The 21,554-nt window shown below is 62.1% G+C and carries 12 protein-coding genes; 7 read left to right on the top strand and 5 right to left on the bottom strand.

Annotation, left to right across the window (positions count from 1 at the left end; all coding sequences use genetic code 11):
* Window positions 1–205: 205 nt before the first annotated feature.
* Together feoB and DESU86_RS07770 are read left to right on the top strand one after the other, a co-directional pair.
* Window positions 206–2,563: a ferrous iron transport protein B gene (gene feoB, locus DESU86_RS07775; RefSeq protein ID WP_179980530.1), complete on the top strand. Its 2,358-nt coding sequence runs from the start codon at window positions 206–208 to the stop codon at window positions 2,561–2,563.
* A gap of 1 nt (window position 2,564) precedes the next feature.
* Entirely contained in the window at window positions 2,565–4,025 is a 1,461-nt protein-coding gene (locus tag DESU86_RS07770) for a GGDEF domain-containing protein (RefSeq protein WP_179980529.1), read from the top strand.
* Between the two features lie 426 nt (window positions 4,026–4,451).
* On the opposite strand, the gene DESU86_RS07765 is transcribed toward DESU86_RS07770, so the two are convergent.
* The 4 genes from DESU86_RS07765 to DESU86_RS07750 all read right to left on the bottom strand — a co-directional run bounded on the left by DESU86_RS07765 (window position 4,452) and on the right by DESU86_RS07750 (window position 11,445).
* Window positions 4,452–6,503, bottom strand: coding sequence for a methyl-accepting chemotaxis protein (locus tag DESU86_RS07765; RefSeq protein ID WP_179980528.1), 2,052 nt, complete (start codon window positions 6,501–6,503; stop codon window positions 4,452–4,454).
* Window positions 6,504–6,685: 182 nt separating this feature from the next.
* Window positions 6,686–8,131 carry a threonine synthase gene (gene thrC / locus DESU86_RS07760; RefSeq protein WP_179980527.1) on the bottom strand — a complete coding sequence of 482 codons (1,446 nt, stop codon included), beginning with the start codon at window positions 8,129–8,131 and terminating at the stop codon, window positions 6,686–6,688.
* Between the two features lie 184 nt (window positions 8,132–8,315).
* Window positions 8,316–8,954 carry a glycerol-3-phosphate 1-O-acyltransferase PlsY gene (gene plsY, locus DESU86_RS07755; RefSeq protein WP_179980526.1) on the bottom strand — a complete coding sequence of 213 codons (639 nt, stop codon included), beginning with the start codon at window positions 8,952–8,954 and terminating at the stop codon, window positions 8,316–8,318.
* A 256-nt stretch (window positions 8,955–9,210) separates the two neighbouring features.
* Window positions 9,211–11,445 carry a ribonuclease catalytic domain-containing protein gene (locus DESU86_RS07750; RefSeq protein ID WP_179980525.1) on the bottom strand — a complete coding sequence of 745 codons (2,235 nt, stop codon included), beginning with the start codon at window positions 11,443–11,445 and terminating at the stop codon, window positions 9,211–9,213.
* A 342-nt stretch (window positions 11,446–11,787) separates the two neighbouring features.
* Here DESU86_RS07750 and DESU86_RS07745 point away from each other — a divergent pair, with 342 nt between their 5' ends.
* From DESU86_RS07745 to DESU86_RS07730, 4 genes are all read left to right on the top strand, one after another.
* Window positions 11,788–13,623: a cache domain-containing protein gene (locus DESU86_RS07745; protein WP_179980524.1), complete on the top strand. Its 1,836-nt coding sequence runs from the start codon at window positions 11,788–11,790 to the stop codon at window positions 13,621–13,623.
* A gap of 221 nt (window positions 13,624–13,844) precedes the next feature.
* Complete coding sequence (icd, locus tag DESU86_RS07740; protein WP_179980523.1) at window positions 13,845–14,987, top strand: NADP-dependent isocitrate dehydrogenase; 1,143 nt, start codon at window positions 13,845–13,847, stop codon at window positions 14,985–14,987.
* A 390-nt stretch (window positions 14,988–15,377) separates the two neighbouring features.
* Window positions 15,378–16,277, top strand: coding sequence for a LysE family translocator (locus DESU86_RS07735; protein ID WP_179980522.1), 900 nt, complete (start codon window positions 15,378–15,380; stop codon window positions 16,275–16,277).
* 48 nt (window positions 16,278–16,325) lie between these two features.
* Window positions 16,326–18,632, top strand: a complete 2,307-nt coding sequence (locus DESU86_RS07730; protein ID WP_179980521.1) for a hydratase — start codon at window positions 16,326–16,328, stop codon at window positions 18,630–18,632.
* 237 nt (window positions 18,633–18,869) lie between these two features.
* Here DESU86_RS07730 and DESU86_RS07725 read toward each other — a convergent pair whose 3' ends face one another.
* On the bottom strand, window positions 18,870–19,892 hold the full coding sequence (locus DESU86_RS07725; RefSeq protein WP_179980520.1) for an SDR family oxidoreductase: 1,023 nt from the start codon (window positions 19,890–19,892) through the stop codon (window positions 18,870–18,872).
* Window positions 19,893–20,166: 274 nt separating this feature from the next.
* Here DESU86_RS07725 and DESU86_RS07720 point away from each other — a divergent pair, with 274 nt between their 5' ends.
* Entirely contained in the window at window positions 20,167–21,336 is a 1,170-nt protein-coding gene (locus DESU86_RS07720) for a glycosyltransferase family 4 protein (RefSeq protein WP_179980519.1), read from the top strand.
* The last annotated feature ends 218 nt before the right edge of the window (window positions 21,337–21,554 follow it).

Below are 21,554 nucleotides of genomic sequence, written 5' to 3'. Positions count from 1 at the left end.
GACATCTATCGTAAAGGTGGACGAAACGTCAATGTGGCCAATGCAGCCGCCAGCCTTGCGCCCCGCCAATTTTTCCTCTCTCGCAAGCATTGCTTGACTTCATTCTTTTTTGAAAATAGATTTCAATTTCGAAAAATATCCCCACCAGCTTCTTGTCCACGGCTTTCGCATTGCGGAGGCCGCAGACAACCACAGGAGCGCCATAATGTCGGACCCCTACACCGCTGATGCCGCGTTGCCTTCAGCAGCCAGCGCACGCGCCAATATTGGCGGCCTTACCTATGCTTTGCGGTTCGCCATTGCGGGCAACCCCAACTGCGGCAAGACCACGGTTTTCAATGCTCTCACCGGCGCGCGCCAGCATGTGGGCAACTACAGCGGCGTCACCGTCGAAAAAAAAGAGGGCATCATCCGCCATCAGGGGCAAAAGCTGGTGCTTGTGGACCTGCCGGGCACCTATTCGCTCTCCGCCTACTCGCAGGAAGAGGTGGTAGCCCGCAACGTGCTGCTCAGCGGAACGGTGCAGGCCGTCATAAATGTGGTGGATGCGGGCATTCTGGAGCGCGGCCTGCTGCTCACGGCCCAGTTGCGCGAAATGGGCCTGCCCGTGGTGCTGGCCTGCAATATGATGGACGAGGCCAGAGCCGCGGGCATTGAAATAGATTTTATCAGGCTCTCCGGCATGATGGGCGCAAGCGCCTTGCCCACGGTGGGCACCAGCGGCAAGGGGCTGCACGAGGCTCTTGACGCGGCGCGCGGATGCGCCCTGGCCGATGTCGAGCCTGACCCCGAATCCGCTCCCTACCCTGGCCCCGCTCCTTACCCCGAACCCGCCCTGGCCGGAGCGCAGGACGCGCTTTGCCCCCGCCTGAAAACACAAGCACTGCATGTCAGTTACGGACCCTTGCTGGACCCGGTACTGGCCCAGATGGAAGAACTTATCGCGGGCAGCAGCCGCATGGCCGCATCGCCCTATGCCCACTGCGCGCCGCGCTGGCTGGCCCTGAACCTTGCCCAGAGCGACCCGGAGGCTCTCCGGGCCGTGCGCGCCGCAGACCCCACCCTGGCTGACTGGCTTGAAACCCTGTGCCGCGACCTGCACCAGACCCTGCGCGCGCAGGATATGGACGTTGAGGGCCTTGTGGCTGACGGGCACAGCGCCTTTGTGCGCACGGTGGCCACCGCCTGCATCAGCAAAACCGGCAACCGCCAGCGCCTGGGCATGAGCGACCGGCTGGACAAGGTGCTGGCGCACGCCCTCTGGGGCGCGCTGGTCATGCTGGGCGTGCTTTACGCCATGTTTCAGATAACCATTGTGCTCGGTTCCTACCCGCAGGCATGGCTGGAATCCGGCTTTTCCCTCCTGAGCGAAATGGTCGGTTCGGCCCTGCCCGAAGGTCTGCTGTCGTCCCTCATCATTGACGGTCTTATCGCCGGCGTGGGCGGCGTTCTCAGTTTTGTGCCCCTGGTGCTCATCATGTTCGCCCTTATCGCCATTGTGGAAGACAGCGGCTACATGGCCCGCATGGCCTATATCGCGGACAGGGTCTTTCAGATGTTCGGTCTGCACGGCGCGTCGGTGATGCCCTACATCATTTCCGGCGGCATTGCCGGGGGCTGCGCCATCCCCGGCGTCATGGCCACGCGCACCATGCGCAGCCCCAAGGAAAAACTGGCCACCATGCTCACCCTTCCCTACATGGCCTGCGGGGCCAAGCTGCCCGTGTACCTGCTGCTGGTGGGCACGTTTTTTCCCGAGAACGCGGCCAACATGATGTTCATGATCATCCTTCTTTCGTGGGCCTTCGCCTTTTTTGTGGCGCTGTTTCTGCGCAAGACCGTGCTGCGGGGAGAGGCTACCCCCCTTGTGATGGAAATGCCCCCCTACCGCCTGCCCACAGTGCGCGGCATCTGCATCCACTGCTGGGAGCGCACCTGGATGTACCTGAAAAAGGCCGGGACCGTGCTTGTGCCCCTGGCCATGCTCATCTGGGCGGGCATGACCTTTCCCGCTCTTGATCCGCAACTGGCCCTGCCCTTTGAAAACGATATGGCACGGCTGTCAGCGGCCCTGGAAAACCCGGAGCTTGCCAAAGACGCGCGCGCCGACCTTGAAGACAGGCTTGGCAATGCCGAGAAAGCCCTTAACGCCGAAAGGCTCCGGCATTCCCTTGCCGGTCAGTTGGGCACATGGCTTGAGGACGTGACGCGGCACGCGGGCTTCAGCTGGCGCACGGACGTGGCGCTCATCGGCGGCATTGCCGCCAAGGAGGCCATCATTTCCACCCTGGGCACGGCGTACGCCCTTGGCAAGCAGGACCCTGACGACGACGTTTCGCTGGCGGAGCTTCTGCGCAAGGACCCAAGCTGGAACCAGGGTTCGGCACTGGCCCTGCTGGTTTTCGTCATGCTGTACGCGCCCTGCTTTGTGACCCTTGTGGTCATACGACAGGAATCCGGCAGCTGGAAATGGGTTTTCTTCAGCATCATTTTCAATACCCTGCTGGCCTTCGCTATGGCCGTGGGCATTTACCAGACCTATTGCGCCTGGATGGGAAACTGACATGGCTCCCGACGAAAAAAAGGACGCCTGCATAGGCATCAACGCTTTTCTCAGCAGCGGCATCGTTGTGCTGGGCCTCATATTTTCGGCCAGTTTTTTCTATTACATGAACATGGCGCGCGACATCAGCGTGGCCAGCACCAGAATTTACGGCGCGTACCTGCCCCTTACCGAAGCTCTTGATCAGGTGGACAGACAGAAGCAAGACCTGTGGCGCCTCCTGGGCGAAGTGGCGCTCGCAGAGTCCGGCGCGCAGAGCCGCCAGGACGTGCAGGCGGCCATAGCGCAGTTGCGCAAAGCGCCGCCGCCGGGAGCCATTGTACAGCGCCAGCACTGGGAGGGAGCCTTGAGCGCGCTTGAACGGCTGGCCTTCCTGCACGCCCAGGCGCACGATCTGGAAGCCGCGCTTCACAGCCCGCCTGTGGCGCAGAACGCCGGATTGCGGCACGACGGCGACCACGACGATCAGGACGCCACCGGCAACGCCGCGTCATATGCCGCAGGACGTCTTGTTGCTGTGCGTCTGGCCATGGACGCGGCCCTGACCGACTTTACCTCGGCCCTGTCCAATATTGAGGCGCGCAACCCTCTTGCTGACGAAATGCACGGGCAGTTGCGGCGTACCGCCGCCCTGGCGCACGATTTTGAAAACAGACTGCTGCTGGGCTTTCTTTTTCTCGGCGCGGGCATGACCTCGCTCTACGCCATCCTGCGTCTGCAACTGGCGCGCCCTCTGCGCGGCATCATGGCCTATCTCGACCAGTTGGGCACAGGCGTCAAAAAGCTGTTTCTGCCACGCAGCCGCATTGTAGAGATACGCAACATCGCCTCCGCTCTGGACAATCTGAGCACCTATCTGAGCAAGGCCACCATACAGTCCAACAAGCTGGTTTCCGAGCATGACCGCTTTCAGAAGATGTCACTTGTGGACGGCCTCACCGGCGTGCGCAACCGCCGCTCCTTTGACGACAGCCTGCGCGCCCTCTGGCGTTTTGCGCAGGAACGGCAGCAGCCCCTGGCGCTCATCATGCTGGATGTGGACAAGTTCAAGATATATAATGACAATTACGGCCATCAGGCTGGCGACGAATGCCTCAAGCGCGTGGCCGCCGCCATGACGAGGGCCGCCCGCTCCACAGACGTGTGCGCCCGCTACGGCGGCGAGGAGTTTGCGCTGCTTCTGCCGGGGGCAGACACGCACACGGCCCGCGCCGTGGCCCTGCGCATACACAATGAAATAGAACGCGAGCAGTTGCCCCACCCCGCTTCCCCGGTAAACGGCTTTGTGACCGTGAGTCTGGGCGTGGCCAGCCTTGTGCCCGGCAAGGACGCGGCCAGTGACGGCAAGCTGCTGGTGCGCAACGCCGATGCGGCCCTGTACGACGCCAAGTCCGCCGGGCGCAACCGCACCCACACCTATGGCGAGGAGATGGCCTGCACCCCGACGGCGCAACCGGCCTGAACCTGCGGGCACAAGCCAGCGGGCCTGTGCCTGCGGGCATATGGCAGTGGCGGGATCAGACAGCTCGCGTCTGCTGAAATGCGTTCTGCACACGCCCGGCGCGTCCTTACGGCTGCGGCGCTAGAGCAGTTTACGAATGAAATGAGTTAAATGCTCTGCAAGGATTTTTCTGAAAATCCTTGCCACGAAATGCGAGTAGGCGGGCTTTTGCCTGCCGTACGCGAGCATTTCAAGTGTTAAATGCTCTAACGGCTGGAGATCTTGCGGGTGAGGCTCTTGCGGGCGTGACCTTTTCCATCACTCTGGCGCGGATGTTTTCGCACGAAATGCCCCCGGCATGCGGCCAAAACCGCATGTCGGGGGCATTTCAGCCTGCAAAGGCTGAACGTATTTGCGACGCCAGAGCGGGTTTACGCCAAGTTGGCGCTATTCCCTGCCTTCGTTCTTCATGCTTTCGATAAGTTCGCGCAGCACCTGCGCCTGCCCTGTGAGCTCGGCCACGGACGACGCCGACAAGCGCATGGCTTCGGAGGTTGCAGCGGAGATGCGGTTCACTTCTTCCACCGAACGGTTGATCTCCTCGCTGGTGGCGGACTGCTGTTCCGCCGCCGTGGCGATGGACCGCACCTGATTGGACGTCGTTTCCACCAGGGACACTATTTCCTGCAAGGCCTCGCCAGAGGCTCCGGCCAGGGCCGTGGCCTCGTCTATCCTGTTCACCACCTGCTCAACGTGGCCCACGTTCTTGCGGGTTCCGTTCTGTATTTCAGTAATGGCCTGTCCCACTTCGCGGGTGGCGCTCATGGTTTTTTCGGCCAGCTTGCGCACCTCGTCCGCCACCACGGCAAAACCGCGCCCGGCTTCGCCAGCGCGGGCGGCCTCAATGGCGGCGTTGAGGGCCAGCAGGTTGGTCTGATCCGCAATGTCGGAAATAACGCCCAGTATCTGACCCGTGCTTTCGGCCTGTTTGCCCAGGGCGTTCATGTCTTCCTTGAGTTCCGTGGCCTGTTCCTGGGCATGTCCGATGCCGCTGACGACCTGTGAAACCACGTCGGCGCCATCCGTGGCCCGTAATCTGGCATGGTCCGCCGAGGTTGCGGCTTCGGCGGCATTGCGGGCCACCTCGGTGACGGTGGAATTCATCTCCTCCATGGCGGTGGCCGTTTCACTGGCGCGGGCGCTCTGCTGCTCGGCCCCCTTGCTGGACAGGTCAACCTGGGTGGAAAGCGCCCCGGAAGCGTCGGTAATGGCTTTCACAACCCCCTCAAGACGTGAGGCCGCGTGCAGCATGCCTTCGACCTTGGCCTTTTCAGCTTCGGCGCGGGCCTCCTGCGCCTCTGCCGTGGCCTGGGCCGCGCGGTCGGACTCAAGCTTGGCCATGCTGGTTTTTTCATCGGCCCGGGCTATCATGTCCTTGAGGCTTGCCACCATGGTGCGCAGGTTTTCCGCCAGTCTGCCGATCTCGTTGCGCGACCTGAGCAGCAGCGTATTGTCCAGCCTGCCCTCGGCCACCTCGGCCGCATAACCTTGCAACTGGCGCAAGGGGCGCACCGCAATCCTGTCCAGGGCAATGAGGGTAATGATGATCAGCGCCGCCACGGCGATGCCGCCGATGAGCAGCATGATGTTGCGCTGTTCAAGAGAGGGAGCTTCAATCTCCGCCGCAGTCATGCTCACGCCCACAATCCAGTTCCAGTTGGGCACGCGGTCCCAGGCCAGGATACGTGCCTGGCCGTTGGGATTCTTGTAGGCAAGACCCCGGCCAGAGGGGCTTTTGAGCATGTCGGCGATGCCGGGCTCGGCAGCGAAGTTTTTGAGAACAAACTCGCTGTCGGGATGCCCTATCACGACGCCTTCGGGCGAGATAATGAAAGGATATCCCGTTTTGCCCAGCTTGATGCTCTGGATGTAGTTCTTCATGAGGCCCTCAATGCCGTAGGACATGCCCACGCCGCCGATGACCCTGCCGCTGTCGTCGCGCACCGGCGCGGTCACGCTGACAATGAGCTTGCCCGTGGCATAGCTCATGGTGGCGGATGAACTGAAGCCGTCCTTTCCGGCCAGGGCCGCCTGAACGTACGCGCGTTCGGCAAGGTTGCTGCGCTTGACTTCCTTGCCCTGCATGCGCGTGATAAGCTGTTCGCCCTTGAGGTCAAAAAGGTACAGCGTGTTCACGTCTGATGAGGCCTGCGACATGACGGAAATAAAAGTGGCTGCGCCCTCTATCCCCTCGCCCGTAAGCAGAAAATCCTTCACTCTCGGCGCCTTTGCCACGCCGCGCACCAGCATTGCCTGCTGCTGGCCGAAGTCGGACAAAGACTTTGAAATGGTCTGGGACATAAGGTGCATTTCGTGTGTGCGCACCTCCAGGTTTGAATCGTAGCTGAGCTTGACCACGATTCCGATAAGCAGGGACTGGATTACAATGACAACCCCTCCCACAAGCAGCAGCATTGCTGTTCTGATACTGGAAAACATCCTTTCCTCTCTTTGCAGAAATTGGCAGCGTTCCGCACGGCATGCCTGCCGGGGAACAATCTACGTACGTACCGGTTTATGACTGTATTCCGGTTTGACAGAACCGGAATACAGGCAAAAAGAGATGCGGCGGCGCAACTACTGTTACGCCACCGCATTTTATGGAACAAGCTTTAATATACCTATTTTTTTTGCAGATTAAGCCTGCGAACCACGGCATCCGCGCCCATGCTGGCAAATTCCGCCACTTCACGGCCAACCCTGGCGCTCTGGGGCAACAGGAGTTCCGGCATGTTGGCAAGGCTCTTGTCAGGCGTGACGCCGTATTCCGGCGGGAAGGCGTCATTGAAGTACATATCCTGAAAACCGGCGAACTTGAGCGCGTGGGCCGTGGCGTCCAGCACGGCGTGTTCGTGGTCGCCCACAAGGCCGAGGACGCGGGCGTTGCGCAGGCCGGCCAGGCATTCGCCGCCCTGGGTGCAGGCGATATGGCCGTGCCGGTTGCCAACGATCATAGCGTCCATGATCTGCTGCTCGGTCACGCGCACCACCTGGAAGGCGCGCTCGCCGCCAGCTTCAATAAAGCGCTCGGCCAGCATGCGCACACGGGGGAAGGACACGGGATTGCCGATCATGGCCGCCTGGGCCACGCTGGGCTGCACGGTCACAGGCTGCCAGTGGCGCGAACTCTTGGGGGCGTCATAGTAGCGCCACACGGGGTCCGCATGCTCGGACTGCACGCCGAAAATACGCGGCAGGCTGGTGATGATGCCAAGATCCAGCATCTTGAGCAGCCCGCACATGATGGCCGTGACGTTGCCCGCGTTGCCGATGGGCACGAAGAGGCACTGGTCCGTCATGTCCCAGCCGTACCACTGGGCCACTTCGTAGGCATAGGATTCCTGCCCCAGAATGCGCCAGCTGTTTTTGGAGTTGAGCAGGGCCACGCGGTAGTTCTCGGCCAGCAGTTCCACCACCTTCATGCAGTCGTCAAACACGCCCGGCAGTTCCAGCACCGTAGCGCCGCTGCCCAGGGGCTGGGCAAGCTGTTGCGGCGTCACCTTGCCGTGGGGCAGCAGCACAACGGACTTCAAGGGAGCGCCCACATAGGAGGCATACAGGGCGGCGGCCGCCGACGTGTCGCCCGTGGAGGCGCAGACCGTAAGAACTTCGTCCCACTTGTTGCGGCGGCAGAGCCACTTCAGATAACTGAAGGCGCAGGCCATGCCCCTGTCCTTGAAGGACGCGCTGGGGTTCTGCCCGTCATTCTTGTAGGCAAAGGACACGCCAACCTGATCCCGAAGGGCCGGGGCAGCCTCCACAATGGGCGTGATGCCTTCGCCGAGATAGACGATGTCGTCCTCGTCCAGCAACGGGGCCAGCAGTTCGTAATAGCGAAAAATGCCCTTGAGGGCCGTCACGCGGGTGGCGCTGCGGTCATCAAAAACCTGCCGCCACTCCTGGCCGCTGCGCTCCTTGAGCTTACCGAAATCGAGGTTTTCCAGCAGAAACACGCCGCCGCACTGGGGGCAGGTGTACAGCAGGTCGTCGCCGGGGTAGCGCGCGCCGCAGTCAAGGCAGACATACTCCATGCGGCCGCGATAGGCCGGAAAATCCGCGTGGGACATAAAACGAACTCCTTCTTGGCAAGCCGGAGGAAGAGAGACTTTGCGTAAAAAACCTTTCTTCCCCCACCTTCGACTGCAAAAATGCCTGCTGCCGAAGCCGCTTTCCGAGGCTTTTTACCCGCCCTGCGCAAAAGGCGCGGGGCAATCCAAAATATGCGGCGCTCCTGCCCGCACGGGCGAGGCGCTATTTTTCGTCCTGGCCTCCGCCTTGCGGAGCGCAGGAAGCTTCACACTGGCTCTTGCTTTTCTGCCAGCTTTTTTCGGTTCCGGCGCGCAGGCGGGCGATATTTTCCCTGTGCTTCCAGACCACCACAGCCCAGACGCCAAGGGCCAGCGGCAGCCATGTCCACTGTCCGCTGACGGACAGCGCCACAGGCAGGGCCGTGACCAGGGTCAGCGACCCCAGGGACACAAAGCCGCTGCGCCAGATCACCAGCAGGCACAACACCGAAGCAGCAAGCAGCTGCCAGAAGGCCAGGGGCAGAAACACGCCGATGCTTGTGGCCACCGCCTTGCCGCCCCTGAACTTCATAAAGCAGGAAAAAACATGGCCCAGCACGCAGGCCAGGGCCACCACGCTGACAAAAACCGGGGAGGCGTTGATTCTGAAGGCCAGCCACACGGGCGCAGCGCCCTTGAGCACGTCGCACAACAGCGTGACCACGCCCCACTTGAAGCCGCACAGGCGCGCCACATTGGTGGCCCCGGTATTGCGGCTGCCGCTCTCTCTGGGATCAAGGCCGCAAAATGTTCTGGCAACGACCAGTCCCCACGGCACGGAGCCGAGTACATAGGCCAGGGCAATCCATAAAACTTCCAGCATGGTTCTCTCCGCCATATGCTGTTAGGGAAGCGCTGATTAAAGAGCATCCTGGAAACGCGCCGTTATTCCGTTGGGCGTCGCCAGCCGCACGGTCAGTTCACGCCACGGGGCGTCCACGCTGGCGGGTAATTCACGACATGAGTCGCCACCGCCACGGCCACTTCACGCCACGGACAGTCCGCGCAAGCGGGAGGTTCACGACGCCACTCGCCCATGCCAGGGGCCGCCCCTCGCGGACGGGGCAAGCGCCCTCGCGCTACCCTGCCGTGGCCGCTTCCAGAATCATGATCTCGTTATACAGGGGATGCACCTTGCCGATGCGCACATCCACCTGCAATCCGGGATGTGCCCTGTCGTCAAAAAGTTTACGCCGGCCCCGCACAAACATGCCCTGATCCGGCAGGCTCACGCTCACAAAGGCGTCGTTTTCCTCCGTGATCACGCCGGGCCACCACACCTTGTCGCCTTGCTGCCGAAAGAACAGCAGCTTCCAGTAGCGCGGGCGGAAGCGCTGCACCTGTCCGGCGCCGTCCAGTGCGGGCGAAAGCGCGTGCAAAAGGCTCACAAGCGCGTCTTCGCTCCAGCGGGGCTGTCCCGTACACAAGAAATGCACCACCTGAGCCTCGTTGACAAGATCAGGATACCTGCGCAGGGGCGAGGTCACGGGCGTGTAGCGATCAAGGCCCAAAGCCGCGTGGGGCCGGGCCTGCACCTCAAGCCCCGAGGGCGTCAGCGCGCGCATTATGCGCGTCATGTCCTGCGGGGTACTCCAGACGCCAGCGTATTCACGGGGCAAAACCACGTCCTGCACGCGGTGCAGCATGGCCATGTCGCGCTCCCTAGCCCAGTGGGCCACAGCGGCGCTGGCAAGAATCATCATTTCCGCCACCAGCATCTGCGCCTGGGGCGCGCAGTAGTCAGGCCCCACATGCACGCGCACGTCGGCACCTTCGCCTTCAAGGGATATGACGGGATCGGGCCTGTCCATCACCACGGCCCCGTCTTCAATGCGGGCATCCTGCCGTTTGCGGGCCAGTTCAAGCCCGGCGGACAGTTGCCCGGCATGCGCGGCGGCGGGATTGTCGGGCAGGGCAACGCCCTCGGACTGGGCATCCAGCACGGCCTGGCTGTCACGGTAGGTCAGGTTGGCGGCAAGGCGGACGCGGGCCAGATAGGTACGGCAGGAACCGTAACGGCCCTGGGCGTCCACCGGAACCTCCACGCACAGCGCAGGGCGCGGCGTGCCCGCCAGCAGCGAATACGCCGCCGTGCCCAGAACTTCCGGCAGCATGTGGCAGTCGCCTTCGGGCAGGTAGATGCTGGTGCCCCGGTGCAGCACAGCCTTGTCCAGAGCGCCGCCAAAATGCCAGTACAGGGCTGGACAGGCCAGAGCCAGCGTCAACAGATAGCCGTCGTCCGTGGGCTGCACATGAAAGGCGTCGTCAACGTCGCGGGTGCTGGCGCTGTCTATGCTGACAAAGGGCAGCGGACTTTCGGGCAGCGGACCGGGTTCAAAAAGCAGGGTAGTCGCCGGGGGCACAGCAGGGATGGACGCGGCGGCAGGGTCGCACATGCACGGCGTTGCCGCGGCAGGCGCGAAAAGCGCCGCATCGGGCATTTGGCCGCTGTCGGCGGCGCGCACCAGCGCGTCCACTTCCTCGCGGTGCGCCGTCCACCAGTCGTCGCCAGAGGCAAAGCCCGCACGGTCAAGCCAGAAATTGTAGTGCGGCGGCACCTTGCCCCAGGCCACCAGCAGTTGCAGGGGCAAATGGGGCACATCAGGCAAGCCCTTGCCAAGGGTGCGCCACAGGGCGTCGAATTCTTGCCCTTCAGGATCAACCATGCGGGATCGCAGCACTTCTTCAAGGCTTTCCGCAACGTCTGCGGACGGCCACTCGCCGCTGCCCGCGCCTTCCGCCGGTGGCGGCGGCAGTTCACGCTTACGGCAGGCCACATCCCAGAGCATGCGCAAAAAGGCCGCGCCGCCCGCTATGAGGGCTTCACGTTCAAGGCGGTTTTTTTCTTCCACCAGGCGTTTTTCAACCATGTCAGCGGGAAAGACCTGAAAATCCGGCGGCTGAAAGCGAAAGTGGCTTTTACACGCCAGCAGGGCGCGGCCATAGGCGGACACCTGGTCCGCCGAGGGGTCGGAGGAAAAAAGCTCGGCAAACCACGTGGCAGGAGCCACGCTTACCTCGCCCTGCGCCAGCTCCCACACGTCCATGACGGGCACGTCGCTGGCCAGTTCCTCACGGCATTTTTTATGCTGTTCAAGCAGGCGCACAGCCTCGTCGCGGCCAAGATCCGCCCCATGCAAGGGGCCGAGCCAGGGCAGCAGACGCGAGGCATTGAGCCGCGTTTCACGGCGGTTGGGCAAAAGAAGGCGTAAACGCCCCCCGGCCTCTTCAGTAATCAGGGCAATCTGAACAGCATTGCCCTCCATATATTCCACCACGCAGCCCGGCGCTGGGTAGCGCACACAATCCGACATGCCTGCTCCTTCAGAAGGCGCGCCAGACAAGCCTTGCCGCCGCACGCCTTCGACAGGGACAATCCTTTATTTTTGCTTTTCTGGCAAGTGCCCGCGTAACGCACGGGTCATACGTCACCCATTTTGAAGCGGATTTTCCCCGAAACGCCTGCGGCTCCCGTTCCGCTATTTCCGCCATAACCGGGCGCATGCGGGCCTTGCCGCCGAGGGACGGCCACGGCGCGCGCACTGCCCGCGAAATGGCCCGCCCCGCGCACACTGGACGGGGAATCGCGAAGCCGCTATAAAAGTGCTTCACGGACAACTTTTTTCCGCGCGCACAGCGCGAGCCGGCGGGAGCATATGAGCAATATCATTCATCAAAGCGGAGGCAGCCGGACCCTGGTCATGCAGGAGCCTGAAAAACCCCAGCTCTACCGCGAACTTTTTCCCTATACCAGCATTTGCCGCACGTCCTTTGATGAAGTGCTGCTCGCTCCGCGCCCTGCGGAACAGATGCGCATCACCGACACCACCTTTCGTGACGGCCAGCAGGCCCGCCCGCCCTACACGGTCAAGCAGGTGGCCAAGATGTTTGACTTTCTGCATCGTCTTGGCGGCAAAACCGGCCTCATCACCGCCTCGGAATTTTTTCTTTATTCCGCCAAGGACCGCAAGTGCATCGACGTGTGCCGCGCCAGGGGCTACCGCTTTCCCCGGGTGACGGCCTGGATACGCGCCATCAAGGATGACCTCAAGCTGGCCCGCGATATGGAATTTGACGAAACCGGCATGCTCACCAGCGTGTCGGACTACCATATTTTTCTCAAGCTGGGCAAAACCCGCCAGCAGGCCATGGACATGTATGTGGGCATGGCCGAACAGGCGCTGGAGTGGGGCATCATACCCCGCTGCCACTTTGAGGACATCACCAGGGCCGACATGTACGGCTTCTGCCTGCCCCTCGCCCAGCGGCTTATGGAACTTTCACGTCAGAGCGGCATGCCGGTCAAAATCCGCCTGTGCGACACCATGGGCTATGGCGTGCCCTACCCCGGCGCGGCGCTGCCCCGCTCGGTGCAGCGCATCGTGCGTACCTTTACCGATGAGGCCGGAGTGCCCGGCCAGTGGCTTGAGTGGCACGGCCACAACGACTTTCACAAGGTGCTGGTCAACGGCGTCACCGCGTGGCTGCACGGTTGCGGCGCGGTCAACAGCACGCTTTTCGGCTTTGGCGAACGCACCGGCAACACCCCGCTGGAAGCCCTGCTGGTCGAATACATCTCCCTCACGGGCGACGACGCCGCCGCAGACACCACCATTCTGGACGAAGTAGCCCAGTTTTTTGAAAAAGAGCTGCACTACCGCATCCCCCACAACTACCCCTTTGTGGGGCGCGACTTCAACGCCACCAGCGCGGGCGTGCACGCCGACGGCCTGGCCAAGAACGAAGAAATCTACAATATCTTCGACACCAACCATTTGCTCGGCCGTCCCGTGCCCATCATCATCACCGACAAGACGGGCCGTGCGGGCGTGGCGTACTGGATCAACACCAACCTCCATCTTGAAAAAGACCGGCAGGTCTCCAAAAAGCACCCCGCCGTGGGCAGCATCTACGACGCCATCATGGCCGTCTACGAAGAGACCGGCCGCACCACCCACTTCTCGCACGAAGAAATGGAAGCGCTTGTGCAAAAGTTCATGCCCGAACTCTTTGCCTCGGAATTCGACCACATGAAGCAGCTGGCGGGCGAACTGGCCGCCAACATCATTGTCCGCCTCGGGCGCAACAAGGACCTGCTGGACTTCGGCAAAAAGGCCTGCGGAAGGCTGGACGATTTCGTACGCGAATATCCCTTTATCCAGTACTGCTACCTCACGGACGCCCAGGGTCGCCTCAAGTGTTCGGCCATCACCGATCCCGTATACAAGGAAACCTACGAAGCCCTGCCCATCGGCTATGACTTCTCCGACCGCCAGTGGTTCAAGGTGCCCATGCAGAGCGGCGACCTGCACATTATGGACGTGTACCAGTCGCACTTCACGGGCAAGCTCATCATCACCGTGTCCTGCGCCGTCACTGACGAAAAGGACAATATCGTGGGCGTCATCGGCGTGGACATCCAGCTTGAGGAACTGCTCAAGCGTGCGCGCTCGCTCCAGCACGAAGTGGAAGAGCACGAAGAAGGCGACTAGCGTTATTCAGATGGGCCGGGCTAAGAGCAGTTTTACTTTAAAACTGCTCTGGCGGCTGCGGGAGCAGACGCCCGCCGCAACGGCGCAAGCGTTATTACTTGCGCGGTTAAGCACCGAAGCGAACGTATCTTGAACTTTGAGAATGAACATTCTCGAAGTTGCTCTGATTCAAGATGCCCGGCCTGTTTCATATTCATCGACACTCAAAAGGACAGGGGAACATGCGCAAGACAGTGTACTGGATTGAAGGCGACGGCATCGGCCCGGAAATCTGGCAGGCCGCCCGCCCGGTTATCGAAGGGGCCATCCGCGCCGCCGGGGCCGACCTTACCCTTGACTGGGTGGAACTCTTGGCCGGCGACAAGGCCGTGAAAGAAACGGGCCACCCCCTGCCCGACGCTACCCTTGAAGCCCTGCGCCATGCCGAACTCGCCATGAAGGGCCCTCTGGGCACCCCCGTGGGCACGGGCATGCGCAGCCTTAACGTGGCCCTGCGCCAGACCCTTGACCTCTATGCCTGCATCCGCCCGGTGCGGCACTTCGAGGGCCTGGAAACCCCGGTCAAGCACCCCGAGCGCGTCAACATGGTCATCTTTCGCGAAAATACCGAAGACGTGTACGCGGGAGTGGAATTTGCCGCCAATACCCCCGAAGCCCGCAAGCTTGTCGCCTTTTTGCGTGACGAACTCGGCGTGACCAAGGTGAACGACAATGCCGCCGTGGGCATCAAGCCCATGACCGAGGCCGGTTCAAAACGTCTTGTGCGCCGTGCCCTGCGTTTCGCCCTGGACCAGAAACAGGAAAGCCTCACCCTTGTGCACAAGGGCAATATCATGAAGTTCACCGAAGGCGCTTTTCGCCAGTGGGGCTACGATGTGGCCGCTCAGGAGTTCGGCGACCTCACCTGCACCGGAAAAGAGCCCGTGCCCGGACGTCTGGTGGTCAAGGACCGCATAGCCGACGCCATGTTCCAGGAGGCCCTGCTGCGTCCTGAACAGTATCAGGTGCTGGCCACCCCCAACCTCAACGGCGACTATATCTCCGACGCGCTGGCGGCGCAGGTGGGCGGCCTTGGGCTGGCCCCCGGCGTGAACATGTCCGACACCCTCGCCTTTTACGAAGCCACCCACGGCACAGCCCCCACCATCGCAGGCAAGGACAAGGCCAATCCCGGCAGCGTCATTCTGTGCGGGGCGCTCATGCTGGAACATCTGGGCCAGCACGACGCGGCAAACCGCATCCGCGAAGCCGTGGGCAGGGCCATCACGGGCAAGTCCGTCACCGAAGACCTGGCCGCGCAGGTCACCGGATCCCGTGTGGTGGGCTGCAAGGAATTCGGCGACATCATCGGAGCATATCTGTAGCAGACCCGGGAGAAGGGAGGCCCCCGGTTGCGGTTCTGCCCAGCAGGGCCAAACCGGGGTTCCCTTCTCTTTAACGGAAAAGCGGATCAGCGCAGAAAGGAGATATGCTCACGGCCGACAGCGTGCACGCTCACGGCTGACAGCGCGCCCGTTATGGCCGCCAGAGCGCACGCCAGCGCGGACAAACGCCTTGCGTGCGGACCGAGCGCCGCTCCCGCTGCGCCAGAGTGGTCGCAGTGCGCCATTGCTCCAGACCACTCGCAGGCCTGCCGCCGCCACGGCGCAAAGCGGCCCCAAAAGCCGTTGCCCCAAAGCCGCGAGCGTAGTGCGCACAAGCATTTTACGCCAGAGTGACTGGCGCACGAGCACCTTGCGTATGAACAAGGTCGCATGAGTAACGTGCAAAGACGCGCTGGCTGGTTGTACGTCCTTCTTTTCATCGCCAAGGTTGTTGTCATGATTTCACTGGAAACCCTGCTGCTCTTCATACCCATGGCGGCCATACTGGTGATGTTGCCAGGGCCGGACTTTGCCCTCATCGCCAAGATATCGCTGATCAATGGCCGCCCTCAGGGGCAGGCCGCCGCCTGCGGCGTGGCCCTTGGCATCTGCGTGCACACCACCGCCGCCATGCTGGGCATATCCGCCGTCATTGCACAGTCCATGCTGTGGTTCAGCGTGCTCAAGTATGTGGGCGCGGCCTATCTTGTCTGGCTTGGCGTCCAGGCCCTGCGCCACAACGGAGCCGTCAGCGCCGCCGTTGTAAAAACCGCGCCGCGTGATGACGCAGACACACGCGCTGATGCCGGGGCAGGTGCCCGTAAAGACGCGCGCACAAATACTTGCACACATGCTTGCGCAGATGATCGCCCAGATTCTCGCGCAGGTTCTCGCCCAGGTTCTCGCCCAGGTTCTCGTCCAGACGCTCGCGGAACTGTGCGCAGTTCCGCCGCGTATCCTGCTGCGCAAGCGCGCCTTTCGCCCCGCCAGTGGTGGAAGTTTTTCTGGCAGGGTTTTTTGACCAATGCTCTTAACCCCAAGGCCGTCATCATCTTTTTGACGTTTCTGCCGCAGTTTACCAATCCCCATGCTCCGCTGGCTCCCCAATTTCTGGAGCTTGGCGGCATCATGTCGGCCCTGTGCCTCTTCTGGTACGTCCCCCTGGCCTACATGCTGGGCCGTGTGCGCCACGTTTTTGAAAACAGCCGTTTTCAACTCTGGCTGCAACGCGTTACAGGTTTCGTCTTCATAGCCTTCGGCCTCAAACTGGCCGCGGCGCAGTCCCGCTAACCAGCGTCGCGCCAGCGACCCCAAAACCCAGCAGGAAGGTCTGCCACCATGATTGAACTCATAAGCAATGCCGTTGTCATTGACGGGAACACCATCCGCAGTGCCGAAGAGGCCCGCGCAAAGGGTGTGGATGTGGAAGCCGCGCGCAAAAACAGCCTGGCCGCCCGCATTCTCGCCGCGCATAATACCGTTGACCAGAACGCGGGCGTGCTGCGCATCCGTTTCGACGCCCTGGCCTCCCACGACATCACCTACGTGGGCATCGTCCAGACGGCCCGCGCCAGCGGCCTTACGGAATTTCCCGTGCCCTACGCCCTCACCAACTGCCACAACAGCCTCTGCGCCGTGGGCGGAACCATCAATGAGGACGACCACCTCTTCGGCCTCGCGGCCGCGCAGAAGTACGGCGGCATCTTCGTGCCCCCGCATCTGGCGGTCATCCACCAGTACGTGCGCGAAATGATGACCAAATGCGGCGGCATGATTCTTGGCTCCGACAGCCACACCCGCTACGGCGCCCTGGGCGTCATGGCCATTGGCGAAGGCGGCCCGGAACTCGTCAAGCAGCTTCTTGGCAAGACCTATGACGTGGCCAATCCGCAAAAAATCGCCGTCTGGCTCGAAGGCGCGCCGCGCCCCGGCGTGGGCCCGCAGGACGTGGCCCTGGCCCTGATCGCCGCCGTGTTCAAGAACGGCTTTGTGAAAAACAAGGTGCTGGAATTTATGGGCCCCGGCGTTGAGGGCCTTTCGGTGGAATACCGCTGCGGCATCGACGTCATGACCACGGAAACCACCTGCCTTTCGTCCATATGGACCACGGACGCCAAAGTGCTCCAGTACCTTGAAAAGCACGGCCGCGCCCAGGATTACGCGGAACTGCGCCTCGAAGGCCCGGCCTGTTATGACGGCCTCATCCGCATCGACCTTGGCAAGATCGTGCCCATGATCGCTCTGCCCTTCCATCCCAGCAATGCCTATCCCGTGGCCGAAGTGGTGCGGCACGCGCCCGAACTGCTGGCCCAGGTGGAGGACGAAGCCCGCAAGCAGTTTGGCGACGCCGCCAGGGGGCTGAATCTTTGCGGCAAGATCCGCGACGGCGGCGTGTGGGTGGACCAGGGCATCATCGCCGGCTGCGCTGGCGGCAGTTTTGAAAACATCACGCTGGCCGCCGCCATCCTTGACGGCAAAAGCACGGGCAACCTGGCCTTCAGCCTGTCCGTCTACCCTGCCAGCGAACCGCAGGGCCTTGCCCTGGTCAACAACGGCTCCACGGCCAAGCTCATGGCCGCTGGCGCTGTGCTCAAAAACGCCTTCTGCGGCCCCTGTTTCGGCGCGGGCGACACCCCGGCGCACGGCGCGCTGTCCATCCGGCACACCACGCGCAACTTCCCCAACCGCGAAGGCTCCAAGCCGTCCAACGGCCAGCTTTCAGCCGTGGCCCTTATGGACGCCCGCTCCATTGCCGCCACGGCGGCCAACGGCGGCCGCCTGACCCCGGCCACTGACCTTGACTGGGCCGCGCCCGGCCTTGCCGACGTGAACCTCGACTACCGCTTCGAGCCGCTTATCTACCATCGCCGCGTGTACAACGGCTTTGGCCATCCCAAGCCCGAAGTGCCCCTGATCTTTGGCCCCAATATCGCGGACTGGCCCGCCATGAGCGCCCTGACCGACCATCTGCTGCTCCAGGTGGCCAGCGTCATCACCGATCCCGTGACCACCACGGACGAGCTTATCCCTTCGGGCGAAACCTCGTCGCTGCGCTCCAATCCCCTCAAACTGGCGGAATACACCCTGTCGCGCAAAGACCCCGACTATGTTGGGCGCGCCAAGGCCGTAGACGCCATGGAAAAGGCGCGGCTTGCCAATCCGGCTGATCCTGAACTCGTGGCCCGCGCCCGCGCCCTTTTCGCCCTTTGCGGGCTGGACATCATGCAGGGAGCCGCCGACCTCAAAAACGTGGGCATCGGGTCCACCATCTTTGCCGTCAAACCCGGCGACGGTTCGGCCCGCGAGCAGGCCGCCTCCTGCCAGAAAGTGCTGGGCGGCTGGGCCAACCTGGCAGTGGAATACGCCACCAAGCGTTACCGCTCCAACCTCATCAACTGGGGCATGCTGCCCTTCATCACTGACGCCGATCTTGCCGCGACGCTCAAGGTGGGTGACTGGCTGGCCGTGCCCAACGTGCGCAGGGCCGTGCAGAATGCCGATCCCACCATACTGGCCTACGTCGTGCGCGAAAACGGCAGCGCCGAGCAGATAGCCCTGACCCTCAAGGATCTGACCGATGACGAGCGCCAGATCATTCTCGACGGCTGCCTGATCAACTTTTACAACTCCACGCGCAAGCAATAGGCGTGCGATTTTTTACGCATTCGCTTGAGCTGCTTTGTGGGGGAGGGGACCCTTTTGCAAAAGGGTCCCTCCCCCACAGAACATGGCAATCTCCCCGCAACGCACTTCAAACCGACATCACACAGTGCGCAAAAAAGCCGTCAGCCCAAATGGGCTGACGGCTTTTTCAGTACTTTCGTCGCGGCGCGGCAGCGGCAGCGCTGGCAAAGCAGGGCTGCGGCCGTGCTGTAAAGGGGGCTACAGGTTGGCGGCGTACCAGTCACCAGCCAGACGCAGGCCCTGGCGCACGTCAAAATGGGGGGCATATCCCAGCCGGGTCGCGGCGCGGCTGATGTCGGCCAGGCTGTGGCGCACGTCGCCCGCGCGAAAATCGCGGTGTTCGGCCTTGGCGTTGGCGGCTTCGGGCTTATGGCGGGCCACCTCTTCGCGGATAAGGTCAAAAAGCTCATTGAGGGTGGTGCGCTGACCAAAGGCCACATTGTAGATGGTGTTGGCGGCTTCGCCCTGGGCGAAGCTGGACAGCAGGTTGGCCTCCACAACATTGTCAATGTAGCAGAAGTCGCGGCTGGTTTCGCCGTCGCCGTTCACAAAGACAGTTTCGCCCTTGATGAGGCTGGCGAACCACTGCGGCACAACGGCGGCATACGCGCCGTAGGGATCCTGCCGCTGGCCGAAAACGTTGAAGTAGCGCAGCCCGACGGTGGAAAAGCCGTAGCAGCGGTTGAACACGTCGGCATAAAGCTCGTCCACATACTTGGTGACGGCGTATGGCGACAGGGGACGGCCGATCTTGTCTTCCACCTTGGGCAGTCCCGGCGAATCGCCGTAGGTTGATGAAGAAGCGGCATACACAAAGCTCTTGACCCCGGCGTCGCGGGCGGCCACAAGCATGTGCAGAAAGCCCGTGATATTGCAGCTGTTGGACAGCAAGGGATCATCAATGGAGCGCGGCACGGAACCCAGCGCCGCCTCGTGCAGCACGTGCTGTATGCCTTTGCAGGCTTTATGGCAGGTGTCCAGATCGCGAATGTCGCCTTCAATGAAGGTAAAACGGCTCCAGGCTTCAGGCCCGACGATATCGCGCACCATATCAAGATTTTTCTGATAACCGGTCAAAAAGTTGTCCAGACCGACGACGGTCTGGCCAAGCTTCAAAAGATGTTCCAGCAGGTTGGAACCGATAAAACCCGCGACGCCGGTAACCAGCCAGCGGGAAGGGGCTGCCTGCATGGAGGCACACAATTGGGAATACGCGCTCATAGTTGCGTCCTGTTTTGCAATGATTTGTATCCGTGCGGGAGGCGTATGACCTCCAGGCCAGATTCTGTTGATGTTACGCTGCTCGGGCCGGGCTGTAAAGCCGGGCTCGCCTGGCGTCAGCCCGTGTGAAAATGTCGCGGCAATGTAGCAAAATCGGTTTTGAGCCGCGGCAGCCCCTTTTCAGTTATCCTTGCAGATGCTATAGCCATTTACATAAGAGCGCGGCCTGACTTTGTGACAGGCCGGTGTCAGCGCCAAAGGGAGCCGCGAGAGAATGAAGATCATAGTTCTGGGCAATCAGGCCAGGTCCATGAGCAATTTCTGGAGCGTACTGGTGCGCCACATGTTTCGGGCTGGCCATGAAGTGATCTGCTGCACGCCGCCCGGCGATCCGGGAGCGGAGGCGGTTCTGGCGGCCCAGGGGGCGCGGCTGCAGCATTATCCGCTGGATCGCAAGGGGCTCAACCCCCTGAACGACCTGCGCACCACCGGGGCGCTTTTGCGCATTTTCAAAAATGAAAAGCCCGACCTGCTCTTTGCCTCCACCATCAAGCCCGTCATATACGGCGGCATTGCGGCCCGTGTGGCAGGCGTGCCGCATAGTTACGCCACCATCACCGGACTCGGCTACGCCTTTGAGGCCGACAGCCTTTTTAAAAAATGCGTCAACCGCCTGAGCGCCCTCTTGTACCGCACGGCGCTTTCCGCCGCTGAAGGCGTTTTTTTTCAGAATGAAGACGACATCGCCACCTTCCAGAAAGCCGGGATTCTGGGGCCAAAGGCGCGAATCCTGCGGGCGCGCGGCACCGGGGTGGACACAGCCCGCTTTGCCCCCACGCCCTTGCCCGGGCTTACGGATGACGGCACGCTGACCGAACCGCCGGTTTTTCTGCTGGTGGCCCGCCTGCTTGAAGCCAAGGGGCTGAGTGAATACGCCGAGGCCGCGCATGAACTCAAGGCCAGGCATCCCCAGGCGCGTTTTCTGCTTCTGGGACCCGAGGAACAGGGACTCGGCAGCGTCAGCCTGGAGCAGGTGCGCCAGTGGCAGGACCACGGCGGCATCGAATATCTTGGCGAAACGCGGGACGTGCGCCCCTACATAAGCGCGGCGCACGTCATGGTGCTGCCCTCGTGGCGCGAGGGCACGCCCACCTCCATCATGGAAGGCATGAGCATGGGACGCGCCGCCATCGTCACTGACGCGCCCGGTTGCCGCGAGGTTGTGCGCAACGGGCATAATGGCTACCTTGTACCCCTGCGCGATCCCAAGGCCCTTGCGTCCGCCATGGAAGCATTCATTCTCCGCCCCGAGCTCATGGCCAGCATGGGCGCTGCCGGACGCCAGATGGCCCTGAACGACTTTGACGCCGAAAAGGTGGCCGACGGCATCCTTGAAGACATGCACGTTCCGGCATCGCCGGAATCGGACAGCACGGGGCGCTAGCCCCTGCCGAGCCGGCACTTCCCCGGGGCAATTCCACGGAAACATTGCCCCGGCTGTTGCGCGCCCTGGCGTCCGCCCCAAGGCGTTCGCGCCGTTGAGAGCAGCTTACGGCGGGATAATGCGAAGCATTTCACCATTGAATTAATGTAATTGCGCTGCCAAGCAGCAAAGCGAGCCCGTAAAAACCTTGTGGACGTAACGCGCCAAGGTAAAATGCT

It is taken from the genome of Desulfovibrio sp. 86, from assembly GCF_902702915.1.
Lineage (GTDB): Bacteria > Desulfobacterota > Desulfovibrionia > Desulfovibrionales > Desulfovibrionaceae > Desulfovibrio.
Note: the sequence above shows the minus strand (reverse complement) of the source record. Positions and strands in the feature narration are given on the sequence as shown.

Bases quoted from the DNA above. Each gene is read 5' to 3' on its own strand.
- feoB (WP_179980530.1), top strand. From the start codon at position 206: ATGTCGGACCCCTACACCGCTGATGCCGCGTTGCCTTCAGCAGCCAGC.
- DESU86_RS07770 (WP_179980529.1), top strand. From the start codon at position 2,565: ATGGCTCCCGACGAAAAAAAGGACGCCTGCATAGGCATCAACGCTTTT.
- DESU86_RS07765 (WP_179980528.1), bottom strand. From the start codon at position 6,503: ATGTTTTCCAGTATCAGAACAGCAATGCTGCTGCTTGTGGGAGGGGTT.
- thrC (WP_179980527.1), bottom strand. From the start codon at position 8,131: ATGTCCCACGCGGATTTTCCGGCCTATCGCGGCCGCATGGAGTATGTC.
- plsY (WP_179980526.1), bottom strand. From the start codon at position 8,954: ATGCTGGAAGTTTTATGGATTGCCCTGGCCTATGTACTCGGCTCCGTG.
- DESU86_RS07750 (WP_179980525.1), bottom strand. From the start codon at position 11,445: ATGTCGGATTGTGTGCGCTACCCAGCGCCGGGCTGCGTGGTGGAATAT.
- DESU86_RS07745 (WP_179980524.1), top strand. From the start codon at position 11,788: ATGAGCAATATCATTCATCAAAGCGGAGGCAGCCGGACCCTGGTCATG.
- icd (WP_179980523.1), top strand. From the start codon at position 13,845: ATGCGCAAGACAGTGTACTGGATTGAAGGCGACGGCATCGGCCCGGAA.
- DESU86_RS07735 (WP_179980522.1), top strand. From the start codon at position 15,378: ATGAGTAACGTGCAAAGACGCGCTGGCTGGTTGTACGTCCTTCTTTTC.
- DESU86_RS07730 (WP_179980521.1), top strand. From the start codon at position 16,326: ATGATTGAACTCATAAGCAATGCCGTTGTCATTGACGGGAACACCATC.
- DESU86_RS07725 (WP_179980520.1), bottom strand. From the start codon at position 19,892: ATGAGCGCGTATTCCCAATTGTGTGCCTCCATGCAGGCAGCCCCTTCC.
- DESU86_RS07720 (WP_179980519.1), top strand. From the start codon at position 20,167: ATGAAGATCATAGTTCTGGGCAATCAGGCCAGGTCCATGAGCAATTTC.